Consider the following 16,117-nt stretch of genomic DNA (forward strand, 5'->3'; position numbering starts at 1 on the left):
GGCTCCGCGCCAGCCTGGCCGGGGTGATGGGTTGTTGGGTGGGTGATCGGCAGTTCGAACTGCCGAACACGCACCGAACTACCGATCACACGGGGGCGCGCGCCGGCGGGACGGCGCGTCCCGGCTAGATCTCCTTCGCTCCCACCACCTGGCCGAACAGCTCGCCCGTGATCGTGAAGCCCATCCGCCGGTAGAAGTCTCCCGGGCCGCCCTCGCCCGGCACCCAGAGCACGGTGATGCGGGACTGCCCGCGTCGCCGGGCCTCGGCGGCGACCTCCTCGACGGCGAAGCGGCCGACGCCGCGGCCCTGCGACTCGGCGGCGACGAGGAGCCGCCAGATGCCGCACTGGAGCTCTTCGATCTCGTGGTACGGCTCGAAGTTGGCCATCACGAAGCCGACCACCGTGTCGCCGTCGTACACCAGCCGGGGCCACGCGGAGGGCGACACGTAGGCGTGTGCCAGGGAGTCCGCGACGGACGCCACAAAGGTGTCCTGACCTGGCCCCACCTCGAGCCGCAACGCCTCGCTGATGTTGTCCGGGGTCAGCTCCGCGAGCCGGAAGGAGGCCATGCTCGCGATGCTAGCGAGTGGGTCCGACAGTTCCGAGGGGTGCTGCGCCGTCTGACAGGATGCGGCCATGCATCCCACCCGGCGCCCCCACGACCGTGCCGTCCGGATCCGAGCGGCCGCGGCCGCGGCCCTGACGGTCGCCGCGGGTCTCGGCGTCCGGGCGGTCCTCGGGGGCGACGTCGCCAAGTACGCGGGGGACGCGCTGTACACGGTGCTTCTCGTCTGGCTGGTCCTCCTGGCGTTCCCTCGCACGCGCCCGCTGGTGGCGGCCGCCGCGGCCCTGGCGGTCAGCGTCGCCGTCGAGCTGTTCCAGCTCACGGGCGTGCCGGCGGCACTCTCGGACAACCTGCTGGCCCGGCTCGTCCTGGGATCCACGTTCAACCCGCCGGACCTGCCCTGGTACGCCGTGGGTGCGCTGGCCGGGTGGGGTCTCGCGGTGCTGCTCGTGAGCCGAACCTCACGTCCGTCGGCCTCGGAGGGCGAGGGCGTCCCGGCATAGGGTCGACGCGTGTCGTCCGCCCTGCTCACCGCCGCCGCTGCGGCGGGCCTGGTGCTCGACGACGCGCAGGCGGCGGCCGCGGCCCGGCTCGACGCGGTCCTCGACCGGCTCGCCTCCGACCGGCTCGCCTCCGACCCGCACGCCCCGGCGCGCGGCGTCTATCTCTGGGGACCGGTGGGGCGCGGCAAGACCTGGCTGCTCGACCGGTTCCATGCCGCCGCGCCTGTGGCCCGGAGGCGCTTCCACTTCCACGACTTCTTCCGTGCCCTGCATGCCGAGGTCCACGCGCACCGTGGGGACCCGCACGCCGTGGACGGCGCCCTGGACGCCCTGCTCGGCGACAGCCGGCTGGTCTCGTTCGACGAGCTCCACCTGCACGACGCCGGCGACACCATGCTGCTCACCCGGGCTCTCCGCGCGCTCACGGCGCGGGGCGTGACGCTGGTGGCGACGTCGAACTACCCGCCTGACGGTCTCCTGCCCGACCCGCTGTTCCACCACCTCGCCGAGCCGCTGATCGCTCTGGTCCGGGCCGAGCTCGACGTCCTGGCCGTGGACGGCCCGGTGGACTACCGCACCCTCCCCGTGCCGGACCGGCCTGCTCGCGGGTTCCTCGCAGGCCGGGTCCTGGTGCCGGGCTCGGCGGACCAGCTCGTCCGCTCGGGGCTCGAGCGGCCCCAGCCGGAGGAGTCGGCGTTGGTCCCCGTGGAGCCGGCGCGCCCGGGCCGGGTGCGCCGTTCGGTCCCCGCCCTGCGGGCGGCGGGTGACGAGGTGTGGTTCGACTTCCGCGAGCTGTGCGGCGCCCCCGTGTCGGCCCTCGACCTGCTCGCCCTCGCGGAACGCTTCGGCTCGTGGGTGGTGTCCGACGTCGTCCCGCTCGCCCGCTGCTCGCCGGACGTGGCCCAGCGCTTCGTCCACCTGGTCGACGTGCTGCACGACCGGGACGTCCCGCTGACGCTCCTGGCGGCGGCGCCGCTCGACGTCGTCCTCGACCGCGACCCGGCGCCGCGGGACCTGGCCCGTACGGCCAGCCGGCTGGCCCAGCTCCCGGTCCTCGCCCGGTAGGAGCCCGCCGTCCCGCGCCGGCCCCCCGCCGCCGGACTCATCCCGCGGCCTCGCCCGCGACCGCGAGGTCGGCGACCAGCGCCGCGAGGGCGGACTCCCGGTCGGTCTGCTCGCGGAGCCGCAGCAGCGCCGACGGGTGCGTCGTGAGCACCACGCCCGGCGCGTAGCCGTCGTCCGGTGCGGAGCCCGGCACGGCCTCGCCGTCGAGCACCCGGCCCCGCTCGGCACCGATCCGGACGGTCCGCCCCAGCACGGCCCGCCCCGCGGTCGCTCCCAGCGCGACGACGACGCGCGGCCGCACCACCGCCAGCTCGGCGGCGAGCCACGGGAGGCACGCCCGCACGTGGGCCACGTCCGGCGTCTTGTGGAGGCGCCGCTTGCCGCGCTGCTCGAACCGGAAGTGCTTCACCGCGTTGGTGACGTACACGTCGTCGGGGGACAGGCCCGCGGCGTCGAGCGCCTCCCCGAGCACCCGTCCCGCAGGACCGACGAACGGCTCGCCCTCCAGGTCCTCGCGGTCGCCGGGCTGCTCCCCGACGAGGGCGAGCCGCGCGTCGGGCGGACCCGCGGAGAACACGACCTGCGTGGCGTCGGCCCAGAGCTCGCAGCCACGGCAGGCGTGCGCCGCCTCCGTGAGCCGCGCCACGTCGGCGTCGGGCGGCACCCACTCCTGGGCGCCCGGCCTGCTGGTCCGGTCGGCCGGCACGCGCACCACCTCCTCGTCCCACCATGGCCCGGGCCGCTGTCACCGGCACACGGACGCCCCGGACGGCTAATCTCGTGTCCCATGTGGAGCTTCGGCAAGCGCAAGCCTGTGACCTACCTGCTGGGTGAACCCGTGGAGGACTACCCCGCGATCGCTCCGGAGGTGCTGCGCGGGCGCCCGCTGCGCATCACCGAGATCGGCGAGCCGGTGCTCCACACGCCGACGCGCCGTGTCACAGAGTTCTCCACGCCTGAGCTGGCCCGGCTCATCGACGACATGTTCACCACCATGGAGGTGGCGGAGGGCGTCGGCCTCGCGGCCACCCAGGTGGGTTCCGACCTGCGGGTCTTCGTCTACGACCTCACGGACGAGAACGGCGACCGGCACGTGGGCCACGTGGTCAACCCCGAGCTCGAGGTGGACCTCGAGGCCGAGCCCGAGGTCGAGGACGAGGGCTGCCTCTCCGTGCCGGGCGCCTACGAGCCGCTGGAGCGGCCGGGCGGCGCGACGGTGCGGGGCGTGGACCAGCACGGCGGGCCCCTCCAGCTCACGGCCACCGGCTACCTCGCCCGGTGCTTCATCCACGAGACGCAGCACCTCGACGGCCTGCTCTACTGGGACCACCTGAGCCCCGAGCTCCAGCAGGACGCGCTGCGCCAGCGTGACGAGAACCGGGCCGACATCCTCGCAGGCCGCCGGGAGATCGCCATCGAGCTGGAGATGACGCCCGCGGAGTACCCCGAGCAGCCCCCGGGCAAGTAGGCCTCGGGGCCGAGACAGTGCCCTCGTCGGACGAGCTCACTGTCTCGGCATTGCCGGGATCCACTCCGCGACGGCCCGCGCGACGTCGTCGTCCTGGCCGCGCAGGTCGTGGGCCCCGGGCAGGTGCACGGTGGACACCGGGCCACGGATGGCCGCGGTGTGCCGCGCCAGCTCGTCGGGGGTGCCGAACGGGTCGGTGGTGCCGGAGACGAACAGCACCGGCACGTCCAGCCGGGGGAAGTGGTCGACACGCAGCTTCTCCGGCTTGCCCGGAGGGTGCAGCGGGTAGCTGAGGAGCACGAGCCCGGCGGCCGGGAGCCCTTCCGCGACGGCGAGGGAACACATGCGCCCGCCGTAGGACCTGCCGCCGAGGAGAAGCCCGCCCGGCTCGACGCCGAGCTCGGCCGCCCAGGCGGTCGCGTGCTCCACGAGGTGGGCGACCGCGACTGCCGGGCGGTCGGGCATCCGCTTCCCCGCGATCCGGTACGGGAAGTCCAGGCGGAGCACCGGGACCGCAGGTTCCAGCTTCGCCAGGGCCTTCTCCACGGCCACGAGGGTGTGGTGGTCCCGCGCGGCGCCGGCGCCGGGCGTCAGCACCAGGCCGACGGGGCGGCGTCGCTCGGGGGCGGTCATGCTCCCAGTCTCGCCGCGCGGCGTCGTTACTGCGCCCGGACCCGGGCGATGAGCAGCCAGCCGCCGGCCGACACGAGCAGCCCGCTGAACAGGACGGCGAGCCAGCCGAGGCCGGCAGCCATCGGGTCGTCGTCCGCCACGGACACCGGCGGCGGCTGGTTCTTGTCGGCGTGGATCGCCGCCAGCGGCGACGTCGCGCTCGGTGACGGGGAGGGCGTCGGCGACGGGGTGTCGGACGGGGTGGGGCTCGGCGTGTCCGACGGCGTGGGGCTGGGTGCCGGGGCGGGCCTCGGGGCGGCCTTGGTGGGGGTGGGGGACGGCGCGGGCTCCGGGGCCGGCGGCGCGGGTGCGGGCGGGGCAGGCTCGGCCGGGGCGGGAGCAGGCGGCTCGGGTGTGGGCTGTGGATCCTGCTTCTCCGGCTTGAAGCACTTGGCGTGCTGGGCCCACCCTTGCCACGACCCGGCATCCTCTACCCACACGTTGGTGACGCAGTACCCATCGGGATAGTCGGACTTCGCCTCGTCGAAGGCGACGAACATCTCGTTGCGTCCGCTGCCCGGGACCTCGTCCCGGTAGTTCGCGAGCCAGTTGAAGTTGCTGTCGAACACGGTGTACGTGAGGTCGACCCGCTGGTTGTCCGAGACGAACCGCACCCCGTCGGCGGTGACCTCGACGATCCGGTCGTCAGCCGCTGCGGGCGCCGCCGGCAGGGCCACGGCGAGCACGCTCGCGAGCAGCGCGGCACTCAGGGTGGCCCACCTGCGCGGCCGGCCGGCCGCTGCGGTGGACAGGCGTGCGACCTGCGGCGACGGCGCGACGGATCGCTTCACGATTCCTCCGGTGGTGCGGCCGGCGCCGGCCGGCGGGATGGCTCGGGACGGTCCTGGCCCCTAGGGCCAGGACCGCGGTGGCCAGATCCTACCGGCGGCCCGCCGCCGGTCTGTTCGCCCGAGCACCCTGCGGGATCGTTATCACCCGTCGGCGCGCACCACGGTCACCGGGCAGTGCGCATACTCGAGCGCCTGCCGGCTGGTGGACCCGAGCATCAGGCGGTCGAAGCCGCCGAGCCCGCGGTTGCCGACGACGAGCCGTTCCGCGCCCCGCGACGCGTCCACCAGGCTCCCGGTGGCCGGGCCGTGCACGACCCGTCGGGCGATACGGTCCGCCGGCAGCCCGAGGCCTGCCTGCGCCACCGCCGCGTCGAGCGCGCCGGCGGCGAACCGCTCGTACTCGTCGATGGGCGGGGCCCAGCCCCAGGAACCGGGGAGAGGCGCCAGCGTGGTGATCTGCCAGGCGAAGACCGCGTCCAGGACGCCGCCCAGCCGGCCGGCCACCTCGGCGGCGTGCCGCAGCGCCGCGACGCTGGGGGCCGACGTGTCGACACCGACGACGACCCGGGGTGGGCCCGCGTCGGCGGGGGAGGTGTCTTCCGGCGAGGCGGCCGACTCGGGGGTGACCCCCGCCCCCGGTGAGATGTCGCCGGAGGGCGAGCGCCCGGCGTCGGGCACCTCCGTGCGGCGTACGACCGTGACGGGGCTCGTGGCGTTCTCCACGATCCCCGACGACGTGGAACCGAGGACGAGGCGTCCTACGCGACCGAGGCTGCGCCGCCCCAGGACGAGCATGTCGGCGCCCTCCTGGGCGGCCAGCAGGGCTTCCGTCGCGGGGCCCTCGACGAGCTGGATCTGGGCCGCGACGTCGACCCCCGTGCGCGCCAGCGCCAGGTCGAGCTGCGTCAGGCACTCGTCGTGCTTGCGCTCGGAGGCCTGCTCGAACTGGGCCGGCTCGGTGGCGCGCGAGCCGGGCTTCCAGGCCATGACCGCGGTCATGGGGACCCCTCGCGAGGCGGCCTCCCGAAGGGCCCAGTCCAGCGCCTGGTCGGACTCGGCCGAACCGTTCACACCGACGACGATGCCGTGCATGTGCTCCACCTGCCTTCTGCTCCGGGGCAAGCCCGCGACGCTCTGCGAGGGCCTCCTGCCGCATCGTAGGCGTGGCCGCGACCGCTGACGGTGCGAGCCGCCCGCTGTCCCTGCCGTGCCGGGTTCAGAACCTGGGCCCGTCGTCGCCGTGCAGCAGGTTCCGGATGGGCCTCGTCACCACGTCCACCCGGTCGACGAGGTCGGCGGGACCGGTCACCACGAGGGCCCGGTCGGCTGCCGAGGTGTACAGGGCGGTCACTCCACGGACGGTGACGCGCAGGCACTGCTGAGCCGTGCCGTCGACGACGAACTCCTCGGACTCGCACGGCACCTCGTCCACCTCGGCGACGATGGCGCGCATGGCGCTGCGGTAGTCCTGGTAGGCCTCGGCGAAGTCGGCGGGGTCGGGGGTGTCGGTGTCGACGTCCGCGTGCAGGGGCGCGGCCAGCGCACCGCTGCACGCTGCACGCACGATGTCTTCCACCTGCGCCTCGGTGGCCGGGACGCGCAGCGTCTCGACCTCCAGCGCCTCGCCGGCGAACGTGCGGTAAGCGCGCAGGAAGCGCTCCTCAGTGGGGTCCTGGCCGTCGGCGACGCCCGTGACCGTCTCCTCCTCGAGGTCCAGGCCCCACGTGAGCGGGTCGTGGACCTCACCGACCACTCCGGAGAAACGGGCGAAGCGCGCGACGATCTGCTCCCAGGACTCGGGGGACTCCTCCGGCATGCCACCTCCCCGGGTGCCGACGGGCACGGACGCTCCGTGCGAGCGCCCGTTCGGGTCTGGCACGAGCCTGCCTTGTACGGCGCCCTCGGTCAACGACCGGCGCGCGGATTGTCACGCCCCTGGCGAACATGGGCATCACTCGGCCCATGGGCGCGTTCTGAGCGCATAGAGTCGATGCGGTCAGGCCTGGTACGCCGGATACAGACGCCGGTGAAGGTAACGCCGCTCGTGAGGGAGCGCACATGTTCGAGAGATTTACGGATCGAGCCCGTCGGGTCGTCGTCCTCGCCCAGGAAGAGGCGCGGATGCTCAACCACAACTACATCGGTACCGAGCACATCCTCCTCGGCCTCATCCACGAGGGCGAGGGCGTGGCCGCCAAGGCCCTGGAGTCGCTCGGCATCTCGCTGGACGGCGTGCGTACGCAGGTCACCGAGATCATCGGTGAGGGCCAGCAGGCCCCCAGCGGTCACATCCCGTTCACGCCGCGCGCCAAGAAGGTCCTGGAGCTGTCGCTCCGCGAGGCGCTGCAGCTGGGGCACAACTACATCGGCACCGAGCACATCCTCCTCGGCCTCATCCGTGAGGGCGAGGGCGTCGCCGCTCAGGTGCTCACCAAGATGGGCGCCGACCTGAACAAGGTGCGCCAGCAGGTGATCCAGCTCCTGTCCGGTTACCAGGGCAAGGAGCCCGTCGCCACGGGCGGTCCGCAGGAGGGCCAGCCTGCCGGCTCGGCCGTGCTCGACCAGTTCGGCCGGAACCTCACCCAGGCCGCCCGCGAGGGCAAGCTCGACCCGGTCATCGGGCGCACGCAGGAGATCGAGCGGGTCATGCAGGTCCTGTCCCGCCGCACCAAGAACAACCCGGTGCTGATCGGCGAGCCCGGCGTCGGCAAGACGGCCGTCGTGGAGGGCCTCGCCCAGGACATCGTCCGTGGCGACGTCCCCGAGACGCTCAAGGACAAGCAGCTGTACACGCTGGACCTGGGCGCGCTCGTGGCCGGCTCGCGCTACCGCGGTGACTTCGAGGAGCGCCTCAAGAAGGTGCTCAAGGAGATCCGCACCCGCGGCGACATCATCCTGTTCATCGACGAGATTCACACCCTCGTCGGGGCGGGCGCCGCTGAGGGCGCGATCGACGCCGCGTCGATCCTCAAGCCGATGCTGGCTCGTGGCGAGCTGCAGACGATCGGTGCCACCACGCTCGACGAGTACCGCAAGTACGTCGAGAAGGACCCGGCCCTGGAGCGCCGCTTCCAGCCGATCCAGGTGGCCGAGCCGTCGCTCGAGCACGCCATCGAGATCCTCAAGGGCCTGCGCGACCGCTACGAGGCGCACCACCGCGTGTCCATCACGGACACGGCGCTGGTCTCCGCGGCCACGCTCGCCGACCGGTACATCAACGACCGGTTCCTCCCCGACAAGGCGATCGACCTGATCGACGAGGCCGGGGCGCGCCTGCGGATCCGCCGCATGACGGCGCCGCCGGAGCTCAAGGTCCTGGACGAGCGCATCGCCGAGGCGCGGCGCGAGAAGGAGTCCGCGATCGACGAGCAGGACTTCGAGAAGGCCGCCGGCCTGCGTGACAAGGAGAAGCAGCTCACGCAGCTCCGCGCGGACAAGGAGAAGGCCTGGAAGTCGGGTGACCTCGACTCCGTCGCCGAGGTGGACGAGGAGCTCATCGCCGAGGTGCTGGCGATGTCCACGGGTATCCCGGTCATCAAGCTCACCGAGGAGGAGTCCTCGCGGCTGCTCCACATGGAGGAGGAGCTGCACAAGCGCGTCGTCGGTCAGGAGACCGCGATCAAGGCGCTCTCGCAGGCCATCCGCCGTACGCGGGCCGGGCTCAAGGACCCGAAGCGCCCCGGTGGGTCGTTCATCTTCGCGGGCCCCACGGGCGTCGGCAAGACCGAGCTGGCCAAGGCGCTCGCCGAGTTCCTCTTCGGGGACGAGGACGCGCTGATCCAGCTCGACATGTCGGAGTTCTCCGAGAAGCACACGGTCTCGCGGCTGTTCGGCTCGCCTCCCGGCTACGTCGGCTACGACGAGGGTGGCCAGCTCACCGAGAAGGTGCGGCGCAAGCCGTTCTCCGTGGTCCTGTTCGACGAGGTGGAGAAGGCGCACGCCGACATCTTCAACTCGCTGCTGCAGGTCCTCGAGGACGGTCGCCTGACCGACTCGCAGGGCCGGGTGGTCGACTTCAAGAACACCGTCATCATCATGACCACGAACCTCGGCACGCGGGACATCGCCAAGGGCCTCCAGACCGGCTTCAACGCCGGCGGCGACCTGGTGACGTCGTACGAGCGCATGAAGGCGAAGGTCAACGACGAGCTCAAGCAGCACTTCCGGCCTGAGTTCCTCAACCGTGTCGACGACACGGTGGTCTTCCCGCAGCTCTCCCAGGACGAGATCATCCAGATCGTCGACCTGGAGATCGCGAAGCTGGACAAGCGTCTCCGCGACAAGGACATGGGCATCGAGCTCACGACCGCCGCGAAGAAGCTGCTCGCCGAGAAGGGCTACGACCCGGTCCTCGGTGCGCGCCCCCTCAAGCGGGCGATCCAGCGCGAGATCGAGGACGTGCTGAGCGAGAAGATCCTGTTCGGCGACCTGAAGCCGGGTCAGCTGGTCGTGATCGACGGCGAGGGCGAGGGCATCCTCGGCGAGTTCAAGATCAAGGGCGTGCCGAAGCCCGACTACGGCCACGCGGCCGAGCCGCAGTCGGTCCCGGCCGGCGCAGGTCTCGCCCCGCGCGACGCCACCCCGCCCACGGGCGAGCTGGCTGCGGGCGCGTAGTCCGCGGCTCCGGGCCCCCACCGGGGTGTCCGACGACGAAAGGGGTCACCTCCCGCACGGGAGGTGACCCCTTTCGTCGTGGCACGGCTCGGGCGTCCCGCCGAGACAGTGCCTCCGTCGGTGGCACCATGGCCGCATGGCTTCAGCGAAGAGCATCCTGTTCATCGGCGGCAGCGGCATCATCAGCGCGGCGAGCGTCGCCCGGGCGGTCACGCTCGGGCACCGAGTGACGGTGCTGAACCGTGGTCGCTCCACGGTCCGGCCTCTCCCCGACGAGGTGGAGACCCTGGTCGCCGACGCGGGCGACGGCGAGGCGGTGGCCGCGGCCCTGGGTGGGCGGGAGTTCGACGTCGTGGCACAGTTCCGGGCGTTCACTCCCGACCACGTGGCGCGCGACGTGGCGCAGTTCTCGGGCCGGACCGGGCAGTACGTGTTCATCTCCTCCGCGTCCGCGTACCAGACGCCCCCGGCGCGCCTGCCGGTGACCGAGTCGACGCCGCTGCACAACCCGTTCTGGCAGTACTCGCGCGACAAGATCGCCTGCGAGGACGTGCTGGTCCGCGAGCTGCGCGAGAACGGCTTTCCCGCCACGATCGTGCGCCCGTCGCACACGTACGACCGCACGCTGCTGCCGACCACCGGCGCGTGGACCGACGTGGCGCGGATGCGGGCGGGCCGGCCCGTCGTGGTGCACGGTGACGGCACCTCGCTGTGGACGCTGACGCACACCGATGACTTCGCCGTCGGCTTCGTGGGGCTGCTCGGCAACCCGTTCGCCGTGGGCGACCTGTTCCACATCACGGGCACGCACGCGCCCACGTGGGACCAGATCTACCGCTGGCTCGGCGCGGCGGCGGGCGTCCCGGAGCCGGAGCTGGTGCACGTCGCGTCGGAGACGATCGCCCGCGTGCTGCCCGACGTCGGCCCGGGCCTGCTGGGCGACAAGGCGCACTCGATGGTGTTCGACGCGGCGAAGGTGAAGGCGCTGGTGCCCGAGTTCGGGACCACCATCACGTACGACCAGGGCGCGGTGGAGCAGCTCGAGTGGTTCGACGCGCACCCCGAGGCGCAGGTGGTCGACCCGGAGCTCGACGCGGGCTTCGACCGGCTGGTGGCGCACGCGCGAGCGCTCTGAGCCCCCCGTCCGGTGTGGGTATGGCTGTGGGGGGGGGGGCCCCCCCCGCTGCACCCCCCCCCCCAACCCCCCCCGGCCGGCGGGCCCCCCCGCCCCCCGGGGGGGGGGTGGGGGTGGGGGGGGGCGCCCCCCCCCCCCCCCCCCCCCCCCACAGCCATACCCACACGGAGAGGCGGGGCGGTCAGGCGGGCGGCGGCGCCGTGGACTCCCGGACCACCAGCTCGCTCGCGAGCGACAGCCGGCGCACCTGAGGCTCCCGCCCGCGCACCAGGTCGAGGAGGATGCGGGTCGCCGCCGATCCCATCTCGGCCAGCGGCTGCCGCACGGTCGTCAGGGCGGGACCCACCCAGCTCACGAGAGGCAGGTCGTCGTACCCCACGACGGAGAGGTCCTCCGGCACCCGGAGCCCCAGCTCCCGGGCGGCGCGCAGCACGCCGAGCGCCTGCATGTCGGACCCGGCAAAGATCGCGCTGGGCCGGTCCGCCCGGGAGAGCAGGTCGTACCCGTGCTCGAACCCTGCCTCGACGTAGAAGTTGCCCGAGCGGACCAGCGTCGGGTCGAACGGGACGTGCGCCTCCTCGTGGGCCGAGCGGGCGCCGTCGACCCGCGCCCGGCTGCAGAGCATGTCCTGCGGGCCGGTGATGACGGCGATCCGCCGGTGCCCCAGCCCGAGCAGGTGCCGCACGGCGACCAGGCCGCCGTTCCAGTTGTCCGAGCCGACGGCGGCCACGTCGGCGGGCGGCTCGCCGTCGGTGTCGATGACGACGTAGGGGATGGCGCGCCGGTCGAGCTGCTGGTGCTGCGCGGGCGTGAGGTTGGCCGCCACGAGCAGGACGCCCAGCGGGGGCCGCGCAATCGTGGTGTCGAGCCACGTCTGCGGCGGGCGGTGCTTGCCGCCCAGCTCGGAGAGGATCACGCTGATCCGGGCCTGGGCCGCCGTCTCCTCCACGCCGCGGATGATCTCCATGGACCAGGCCGAGCCCAGGCGGTGGAACACCAGGTCGACGAGGCCCGTCCCCTCGGGGACCACGCCTGACCTGCGGCGCCGGTACTGGTGGCGCTCCAGCGCCTCCTCGACCCGGTCGCGCGTCCGCTGCGCCACGTCGTTGCGCCCGTTGAGCACCTTGGACACGGTGGGCACGGACACCCCGAGCTCGCGGGCGATCTCGGCGATGGTCGCGGTCCGGGCGCCCGACGACGTCACGGCCGCCGTCCGCTGCGGAGTCACCCCGCCCTGATCAGGGAGAAGAGGCGCGGCACTGGTCTCGGTCATCGTTGATCACCCTTCGCAACTTTCGCCATAGCGTACGCCCGGCGCGGCCAGGCCGTGGAACTGAACATGGCTCAAATGTGGTCGGGTAGCGGACCGATATCGTTTTGTAACCCCCAGAAACCCGGCCTCGCCTTGACGCTCCCGTAGCCGGACCCTACTGTCCCGGTTAATAGATATCGGTTTCGAAGCCGATAGTTTCGAGAACTTCCACGACGGAGTGGAGGCTGAGCCCGCGTCGCTGCGGGAGGCCGACACGAGGTCGTGGCGGGAAGGACATCGATGGCAAGGGGAACACCAGCGCCACTCACGGTGGAGGTCGTACCCGGTGACGAGCCGCCCGTGCGGCCGGCTGCCGGGGGCGCCGGAGAGCGCCGCGTCGGCAGCCGGGCCTCGTGGTCTCTCGCGCTGCGCAGGGACTGGCGCCTCTACACGTTCCTGCTGCTCCCGGTCGTGTGGCTGCTCGTGTTCCGCTACCTGCCGATGGCGGGGAACGTCATCGCCTTCCGCCGGTTCCGGCCGGGCGGGTCGTTCCTCGGGGACGAGTGGGTCGGGTTCCGCTACATCGAGATGTTCCTCAACGACCCGAAGTTCTGGGCCGTCTTCACCAACACGGTGATCCTCGGCGCCCTGACCCTGCTGATCACCTTCCCGCTGCCGATCATCCTCGCGCTGATGCTCAACGAGCTGCGCTCGCGGCGGTTCAAGAAGAGCGTCCAGACGATCACCTACCTCCCGCACTTCATGTCGATCGTCATCGTCGCGGGCTTCGTCTTCGAGCTGACCGCGGTGAACGGCACGATCAACCAGATCATCCGGGCGGTCGGCAGCGAACCGGTCGCGTTCATGCAGCAGGCGGAGTGGTTCCGCACCGTCTACGTGACGTCCGAGGTGTGGCAGACGGTCGGCTTCGGCACGATCCTCTATCTGGCTGCGCTGACGACGATCGACGACCAGCTCTACGAGGCGGCCCGGATCGACGGCGCCAACCGCTGGCAGCAGACGTGGCACATCACGCTGCCGGGCATCCTGCCCACGGTCGTGGTCCTGCTGATCCTCAACATCGGCACGTTCCTCTCCGTCGGGTTCGAGAAGGTCTTCCTGCTCTACAACCCGCTCACGCAGTCCACGGCGGACGTGATCGCGACGTACCTGTACCGGGTCGGCCTCACGAGCGGCAGCTTCTCGTACGCCGCCGCGATCGGCCTCTTCGAGGCCCTCATCGGCCTCGTCCTCGTCCTCACGGCGAACGCCGTCTCGAAGCGCGCGGTTGGAGCGTCCCTGTGGTGACCGAGCAGACCATCCCCGACATCGCCGCCGTCCGGGCGGTCCCCACGACGGTCAAGGACTCGACGTCGTACCGCATCTTCCGGGTCGTCAACGCCGTGACGCTCGTCGTCGTCTCCTTCGTGACGCTGTACCCGTTCGTCAACCTCGTCGCGAAGTCGTTCAGCTCGCCGGGCGCGATCGTCGCCGGCCAGGTGAACCTGCTGCCCGTCGGGTTCGACCTCACGACGTTCGGCTACGTGTTCGCGGACGAGCGGTTCTGGCGCAACTACGGCAACACGGTGGTCTACACCGTGGTGGCCACGATCGTCGCTATGGCGCTGACGACCACGTTCGCCTATGCGCTGTCGAAGACGCACCTCAAGGGCCGCGGCTTCTTCGTGGGGCTGCTCGTCGTGACGATGTTCTTCAACGGCGGCCTCATCCCCAACTACCTGCTCATCACCGAGCTGGGCTGGAAGAACACGATGTGGGCCATCGTGATCCCCAACGCGATCAGCGCCTTCAACCTCCTCGTCATGAAGTCCTTCTTCGAGAACTTCCCCGCGGAGCTGGAGGAGGCTGCGGCCATCGACGGGCTCACGACCTACGGGATCTTCCTGCGCGTCGTGCTGCCCCTGTCCAAGGCGGTCGTCGCCACGATGATCCTCTTCTACGCCGTGAGCTTCTGGAACTCGTGGTTCCCCGCGTTCCTCTACCTCAGCGACCCGGACCTGCAGCCGGTGACGCTCTACCTGCGCAACCTGCTCGCCGGCTCCACGGGCGTGGGCCAGGAAGGCGGGCAGGAAGCCGTACAGATCGGCGCGAACCTCCAGGCCGTGGCGATGCTGCTCACGATCATCCCGATCGTCTCTGTCTACCCGTTCATCCAGAAGTACTTCGTGACGGGCGTGATGCTCGGCTCTGTCAAGGGCTGAGACAACCGATCCGCTGGACCATCCCGAACGACGACGTTCAACAACCGGAGGAGAACAATGAGGATCACCCGACAGAAGGGCGCTGCGGCGGTTGCCGCCGCGACCGCCCTCGTCCTCACGCTGACAGCGTGCGGCTCGAACGGTTCCGGCAGCGAAGAGCCGCCGGCCGACGAGGCCACCGAGGGTGTGGAGATCGACCTGGCCGACCAGGTCGGTTACATGGAGGACTTCGAGGCCGGGACCACGTTCAAGGCCTCCGAGCCGGTCACCTTCGGTCTCCTCTACCGCGACCACCCCAACTACCCGTACAACCCGGACTGGCCGATCCTCAAGCACCTGCAGGAGGACCACAACGTCGCGTTCGACATCGAGAGCGTCCCGCTCGCGGACCTCAAGCAGAAGCGCTCGGTGCTGGTCAGCTCGGGCGACGCGCCCGACATCATGCCGGTCACCTACCCCGGCGACGAGGTGCAGTTCATCTCGGGCGGCGCCATCCTGCCGATCTCGGACTACATCCAGTACATGCCGAACCTGCAGCAGAAGATCGAGGACTGGGACCTCCAGGCGGAGATCGACGCCCAGAAGCAGGCGGACGGCAAGTTCTACATGATCCCGGGCCTGCACGAGAAGCCCAAGCCGCAGTACTCGATCGCGATCCGCCAGGACCTGTGGGACAAGGCGGGCCTCGACCACCCGAAGACCTACGAGGAGTTCGCGGAGCAGCTCCAGACCATCAAGGAGCAGAACCCCGACCTCCAGTACCCGATGACGGACCGCTGGAGCACCAACGGCCCGCTCGAGGCCGCGCTCCAGGCCGCCGCACCGAACTTCGGCACCGTCGCGGGCTGGGGCTACGGGCTCGGCCTGCAGTGGAACGAGGAGGACGGCAAGTACGTGTACGCCGGCGCCTCGGACGAGTACAAGACGCTGGTCGAGTACTACGCGGGCCTCGTCGAGGACGGCCTGCTCGACCCCGAGGGCCTCACGCAGGAGGACGACCCGGCCAAGGCGAAGATCGCCAACGGGCAGGCCGCCGCGATCAGCACCAACGACCAGGTCATCGACAGCGACTACCGGGCCGGCCTCGAGGCCTCCGGTCTCGCCGCCCAGGGCGCGACCATGAAGCAGATCGTCGTGCCCGGCGGCCCGGCGGGCGACTACGTCGCCGGCGGGACCCGTCGTGAGTCCGGCCTGATGTTCTCCTCCGAGCTGGCCGAGAAGCCGTACTTCCTCGCAGCGCTCCAGTACGCCGACTGGCTGTACTACTCGGACGAGGGCCTCGAGTTCGCCAAGTGGGGCGTCGAGGGCGAGACGTTCGAGAAGGACGCCTCCGGCAAGCGCACCCTGCTCCCCGAGGTCACGTGGGGCACGCTCAACGCGGGCGCCCCGAAGCTCCTGAACAAGGACTTCGGCTACTACAACGGCGTCTTCTCGCTCGCCCACGGCTCCACCTCGGAGCTGGTCCAGTCCACGCTGGGCGAGGAGGCCATCGAGTTCATCGAGGGCATGAACTCCGTCAAGGAAGAGCTGCCGATCCCGCCGGCCGTCGCCTACTCCGAGATCGACCAGGAGATGGCCGGCCTCCAGCAGACGTCGCTGCAGGACGTCGTCTTCCAGAACACCGCGAAGTTCATCAAGGGTGACCGCCCGCTGTCCGAGTGGGACGCCTACGTGGCCGAGCTCGAGGGCGCCGGCATGCAGGAGTACGTCGACCGCGCCAACGCGGCCGCCGGCGTCACCGGCTGATCCACCTCACCCGGGCGTGGGGCAGGGCTCACCCCCTGCCCCACGCCCGGCTGTCTCACCACACTCTCGACCGAGGAGCCCT

Annotated in this window: 15 protein-coding genes; 8 read left to right on the plus strand and 7 right to left on the minus strand. The window is 71.5% G+C overall.

The window, feature by feature from the left end:
- Positions 1-124: 124 nt before the first annotated feature.
- The gene (locus AC060K_RS16585) at positions 125-571 is read right to left on the minus strand and encodes a GNAT family N-acetyltransferase (protein WP_483766507.1); all 447 of its coding nucleotides are present in this window, start codon (positions 569-571) and stop codon (positions 125-127) included.
- A gap of 67 nt (positions 572-638) precedes the next feature.
- Between AC060K_RS16585 and AC060K_RS16590 the strand changes: the two genes are divergently transcribed.
- Together AC060K_RS16590 and zapE are read left to right on the plus strand one after the other, a co-directional pair.
- Positions 639-1,070, plus strand: coding sequence for a ribosomal maturation YjgA family protein (locus AC060K_RS16590; protein ID WP_483766508.1), 432 nt, complete (start codon positions 639-641; stop codon positions 1,068-1,070).
- Positions 1,071-1,079: 9 nt separating this feature from the next.
- Positions 1,080-2,135, plus strand: a complete 1,056-nt coding sequence (zapE, locus tag AC060K_RS16595; protein WP_483766509.1) for a cell division protein ZapE — start codon at positions 1,080-1,082, stop codon at positions 2,133-2,135.
- Between the two features lie 37 nt (positions 2,136-2,172).
- Here zapE and AC060K_RS16600 read toward each other — a convergent pair whose 3' ends face one another.
- Positions 2,173-2,841: a UdgX family uracil-DNA binding protein gene (locus AC060K_RS16600; RefSeq protein ID WP_483766510.1), complete on the minus strand. Its 669-nt coding sequence runs from the start codon at positions 2,839-2,841 to the stop codon at positions 2,173-2,175.
- A gap of 81 nt (positions 2,842-2,922) precedes the next feature.
- Between AC060K_RS16600 and def the strand changes: the two genes are divergently transcribed.
- Complete coding sequence (gene def, locus AC060K_RS16605; protein ID WP_483766511.1) at positions 2,923-3,603, plus strand: peptide deformylase; 681 nt, start codon at positions 2,923-2,925, stop codon at positions 3,601-3,603.
- A gap of 36 nt (positions 3,604-3,639) precedes the next feature.
- On the opposite strand, the gene AC060K_RS16610 is transcribed toward def, so the two are convergent.
- The 4 genes from AC060K_RS16610 to AC060K_RS16625 all read right to left on the minus strand — a co-directional run bounded on the left by AC060K_RS16610 (position 3,640) and on the right by AC060K_RS16625 (position 6,882).
- Positions 3,640-4,236 carry an alpha/beta hydrolase family protein gene (locus tag AC060K_RS16610; RefSeq protein WP_483766512.1) on the minus strand — a complete coding sequence of 199 codons (597 nt, stop codon included), beginning with the start codon at positions 4,234-4,236 and terminating at the stop codon, positions 3,640-3,642.
- Between the two features lie 26 nt (positions 4,237-4,262).
- A complete protein-coding gene (locus tag AC060K_RS16615; protein WP_483766513.1) occupies positions 4,263-5,066 on the minus strand; it encodes a hypothetical protein in 804 nt (267 codons plus the stop codon).
- Between the two features lie 141 nt (positions 5,067-5,207).
- Entirely contained in the window at positions 5,208-6,158 is a 951-nt protein-coding gene (locus AC060K_RS16620; protein ID WP_483766525.1) for a universal stress protein, read from the minus strand.
- 124 nt (positions 6,159-6,282) lie between these two features.
- On the minus strand, positions 6,283-6,882 hold the full coding sequence (locus tag AC060K_RS16625) for a hypothetical protein (protein ID WP_483766514.1): 600 nt from the start codon (positions 6,880-6,882) through the stop codon (positions 6,283-6,285).
- Positions 6,883-7,124: 242 nt separating this feature from the next.
- Between AC060K_RS16625 and AC060K_RS16630 the strand changes: the two genes are divergently transcribed.
- Both AC060K_RS16630 and AC060K_RS16635 read left to right on the plus strand, forming a co-directional pair.
- Complete coding sequence (locus AC060K_RS16630) at positions 7,125-9,680, plus strand: ATP-dependent Clp protease ATP-binding subunit (RefSeq protein WP_483766515.1); 2,556 nt, start codon at positions 7,125-7,127, stop codon at positions 9,678-9,680.
- A 136-nt stretch (positions 9,681-9,816) separates the two neighbouring features.
- Positions 9,817-10,815: an SDR family oxidoreductase gene (locus tag AC060K_RS16635; protein WP_483766516.1), complete on the plus strand. Its 999-nt coding sequence runs from the start codon at positions 9,817-9,819 to the stop codon at positions 10,813-10,815.
- A gap of 181 nt (positions 10,816-10,996) precedes the next feature.
- On the opposite strand, the gene AC060K_RS16640 is transcribed toward AC060K_RS16635, so the two are convergent.
- Positions 10,997-12,088 (minus strand): LacI family DNA-binding transcriptional regulator, encoded by a 1,092-nt coding sequence (locus tag AC060K_RS16640; RefSeq protein WP_483766517.1) that lies wholly within the window; start codon positions 12,086-12,088, stop codon positions 10,997-10,999.
- A gap of 279 nt (positions 12,089-12,367) precedes the next feature.
- Between AC060K_RS16640 and AC060K_RS16645 the strand changes: the two genes are divergently transcribed.
- Genes AC060K_RS16645 through AC060K_RS16655 form a run of 3 tightly spaced genes read left to right on the plus strand, consistent with a single transcriptional unit; the run spans position 12,368 to position 16,035 of the window.
- Positions 12,368-13,375, plus strand: a complete 1,008-nt coding sequence (locus AC060K_RS16645; protein WP_483766518.1) for an ABC transporter permease — start codon at positions 12,368-12,370, stop codon at positions 13,373-13,375.
- Positions 13,372-14,289, plus strand: coding sequence for a carbohydrate ABC transporter permease (locus tag AC060K_RS16650; protein WP_483766519.1), 918 nt, complete (start codon positions 13,372-13,374; stop codon positions 14,287-14,289). Before AC060K_RS16645 ends, AC060K_RS16650 begins: the two co-directional genes overlap by 4 nt.
- A gap of 57 nt (positions 14,290-14,346) precedes the next feature.
- Positions 14,347-16,035 carry an ABC transporter substrate-binding protein gene (locus AC060K_RS16655; protein ID WP_483766520.1) on the plus strand — a complete coding sequence of 563 codons (1,689 nt, stop codon included), beginning with the start codon at positions 14,347-14,349 and terminating at the stop codon, positions 16,033-16,035.
- Positions 16,036-16,117: the final 82 nt, after the last annotated feature.

Source organism: Antribacter sp. NEAU-D49 (genome assembly GCF_057158775.1).

Excerpts from the sequence above, each read along its gene's own strand:
- def (WP_483766511.1), top strand. The coding sequence starts at position 2,923 with ATGTGGAGCTTCGGCAAGCGCAAGCCTGTGACCTACCTGCTGGGTGAA.
- AC060K_RS16610 (WP_483766512.1), bottom strand. The coding sequence starts at position 4,236 with ATGACCGCCCCCGAGCGACGCCGCCCCGTCGGCCTGGTGCTGACGCCC.
- AC060K_RS16585 (WP_483766507.1), bottom strand. The coding sequence starts at position 571 with ATGGCCTCCTTCCGGCTCGCGGAGCTGACCCCGGACAACATCAGCGAG.
- AC060K_RS16645 (WP_483766518.1), top strand. The coding sequence starts at position 12,368 with ATGGCAAGGGGAACACCAGCGCCACTCACGGTGGAGGTCGTACCCGGT.
- AC060K_RS16620 (WP_483766525.1), bottom strand. The coding sequence starts at position 6,158 with ATGCACGGCATCGTCGTCGGTGTGAACGGTTCGGCCGAGTCCGACCAG.
- AC060K_RS16655 (WP_483766520.1), top strand. The coding sequence starts at position 14,347 with ATGAGGATCACCCGACAGAAGGGCGCTGCGGCGGTTGCCGCCGCGACC.
- AC060K_RS16625 (WP_483766514.1), bottom strand. The coding sequence starts at position 6,882 with ATGCCGGAGGAGTCCCCCGAGTCCTGGGAGCAGATCGTCGCGCGCTTC.
- AC060K_RS16640 (WP_483766517.1), bottom strand. The coding sequence starts at position 12,088 with ATGACCGAGACCAGTGCCGCGCCTCTTCTCCCTGATCAGGGCGGGGTG.
- AC060K_RS16590 (WP_483766508.1), top strand. The coding sequence starts at position 639 with ATGCATCCCACCCGGCGCCCCCACGACCGTGCCGTCCGGATCCGAGCG.
- AC060K_RS16630 (WP_483766515.1), top strand. The coding sequence starts at position 7,125 with ATGTTCGAGAGATTTACGGATCGAGCCCGTCGGGTCGTCGTCCTCGCC.
- AC060K_RS16635 (WP_483766516.1), top strand. The coding sequence starts at position 9,817 with ATGGCTTCAGCGAAGAGCATCCTGTTCATCGGCGGCAGCGGCATCATC.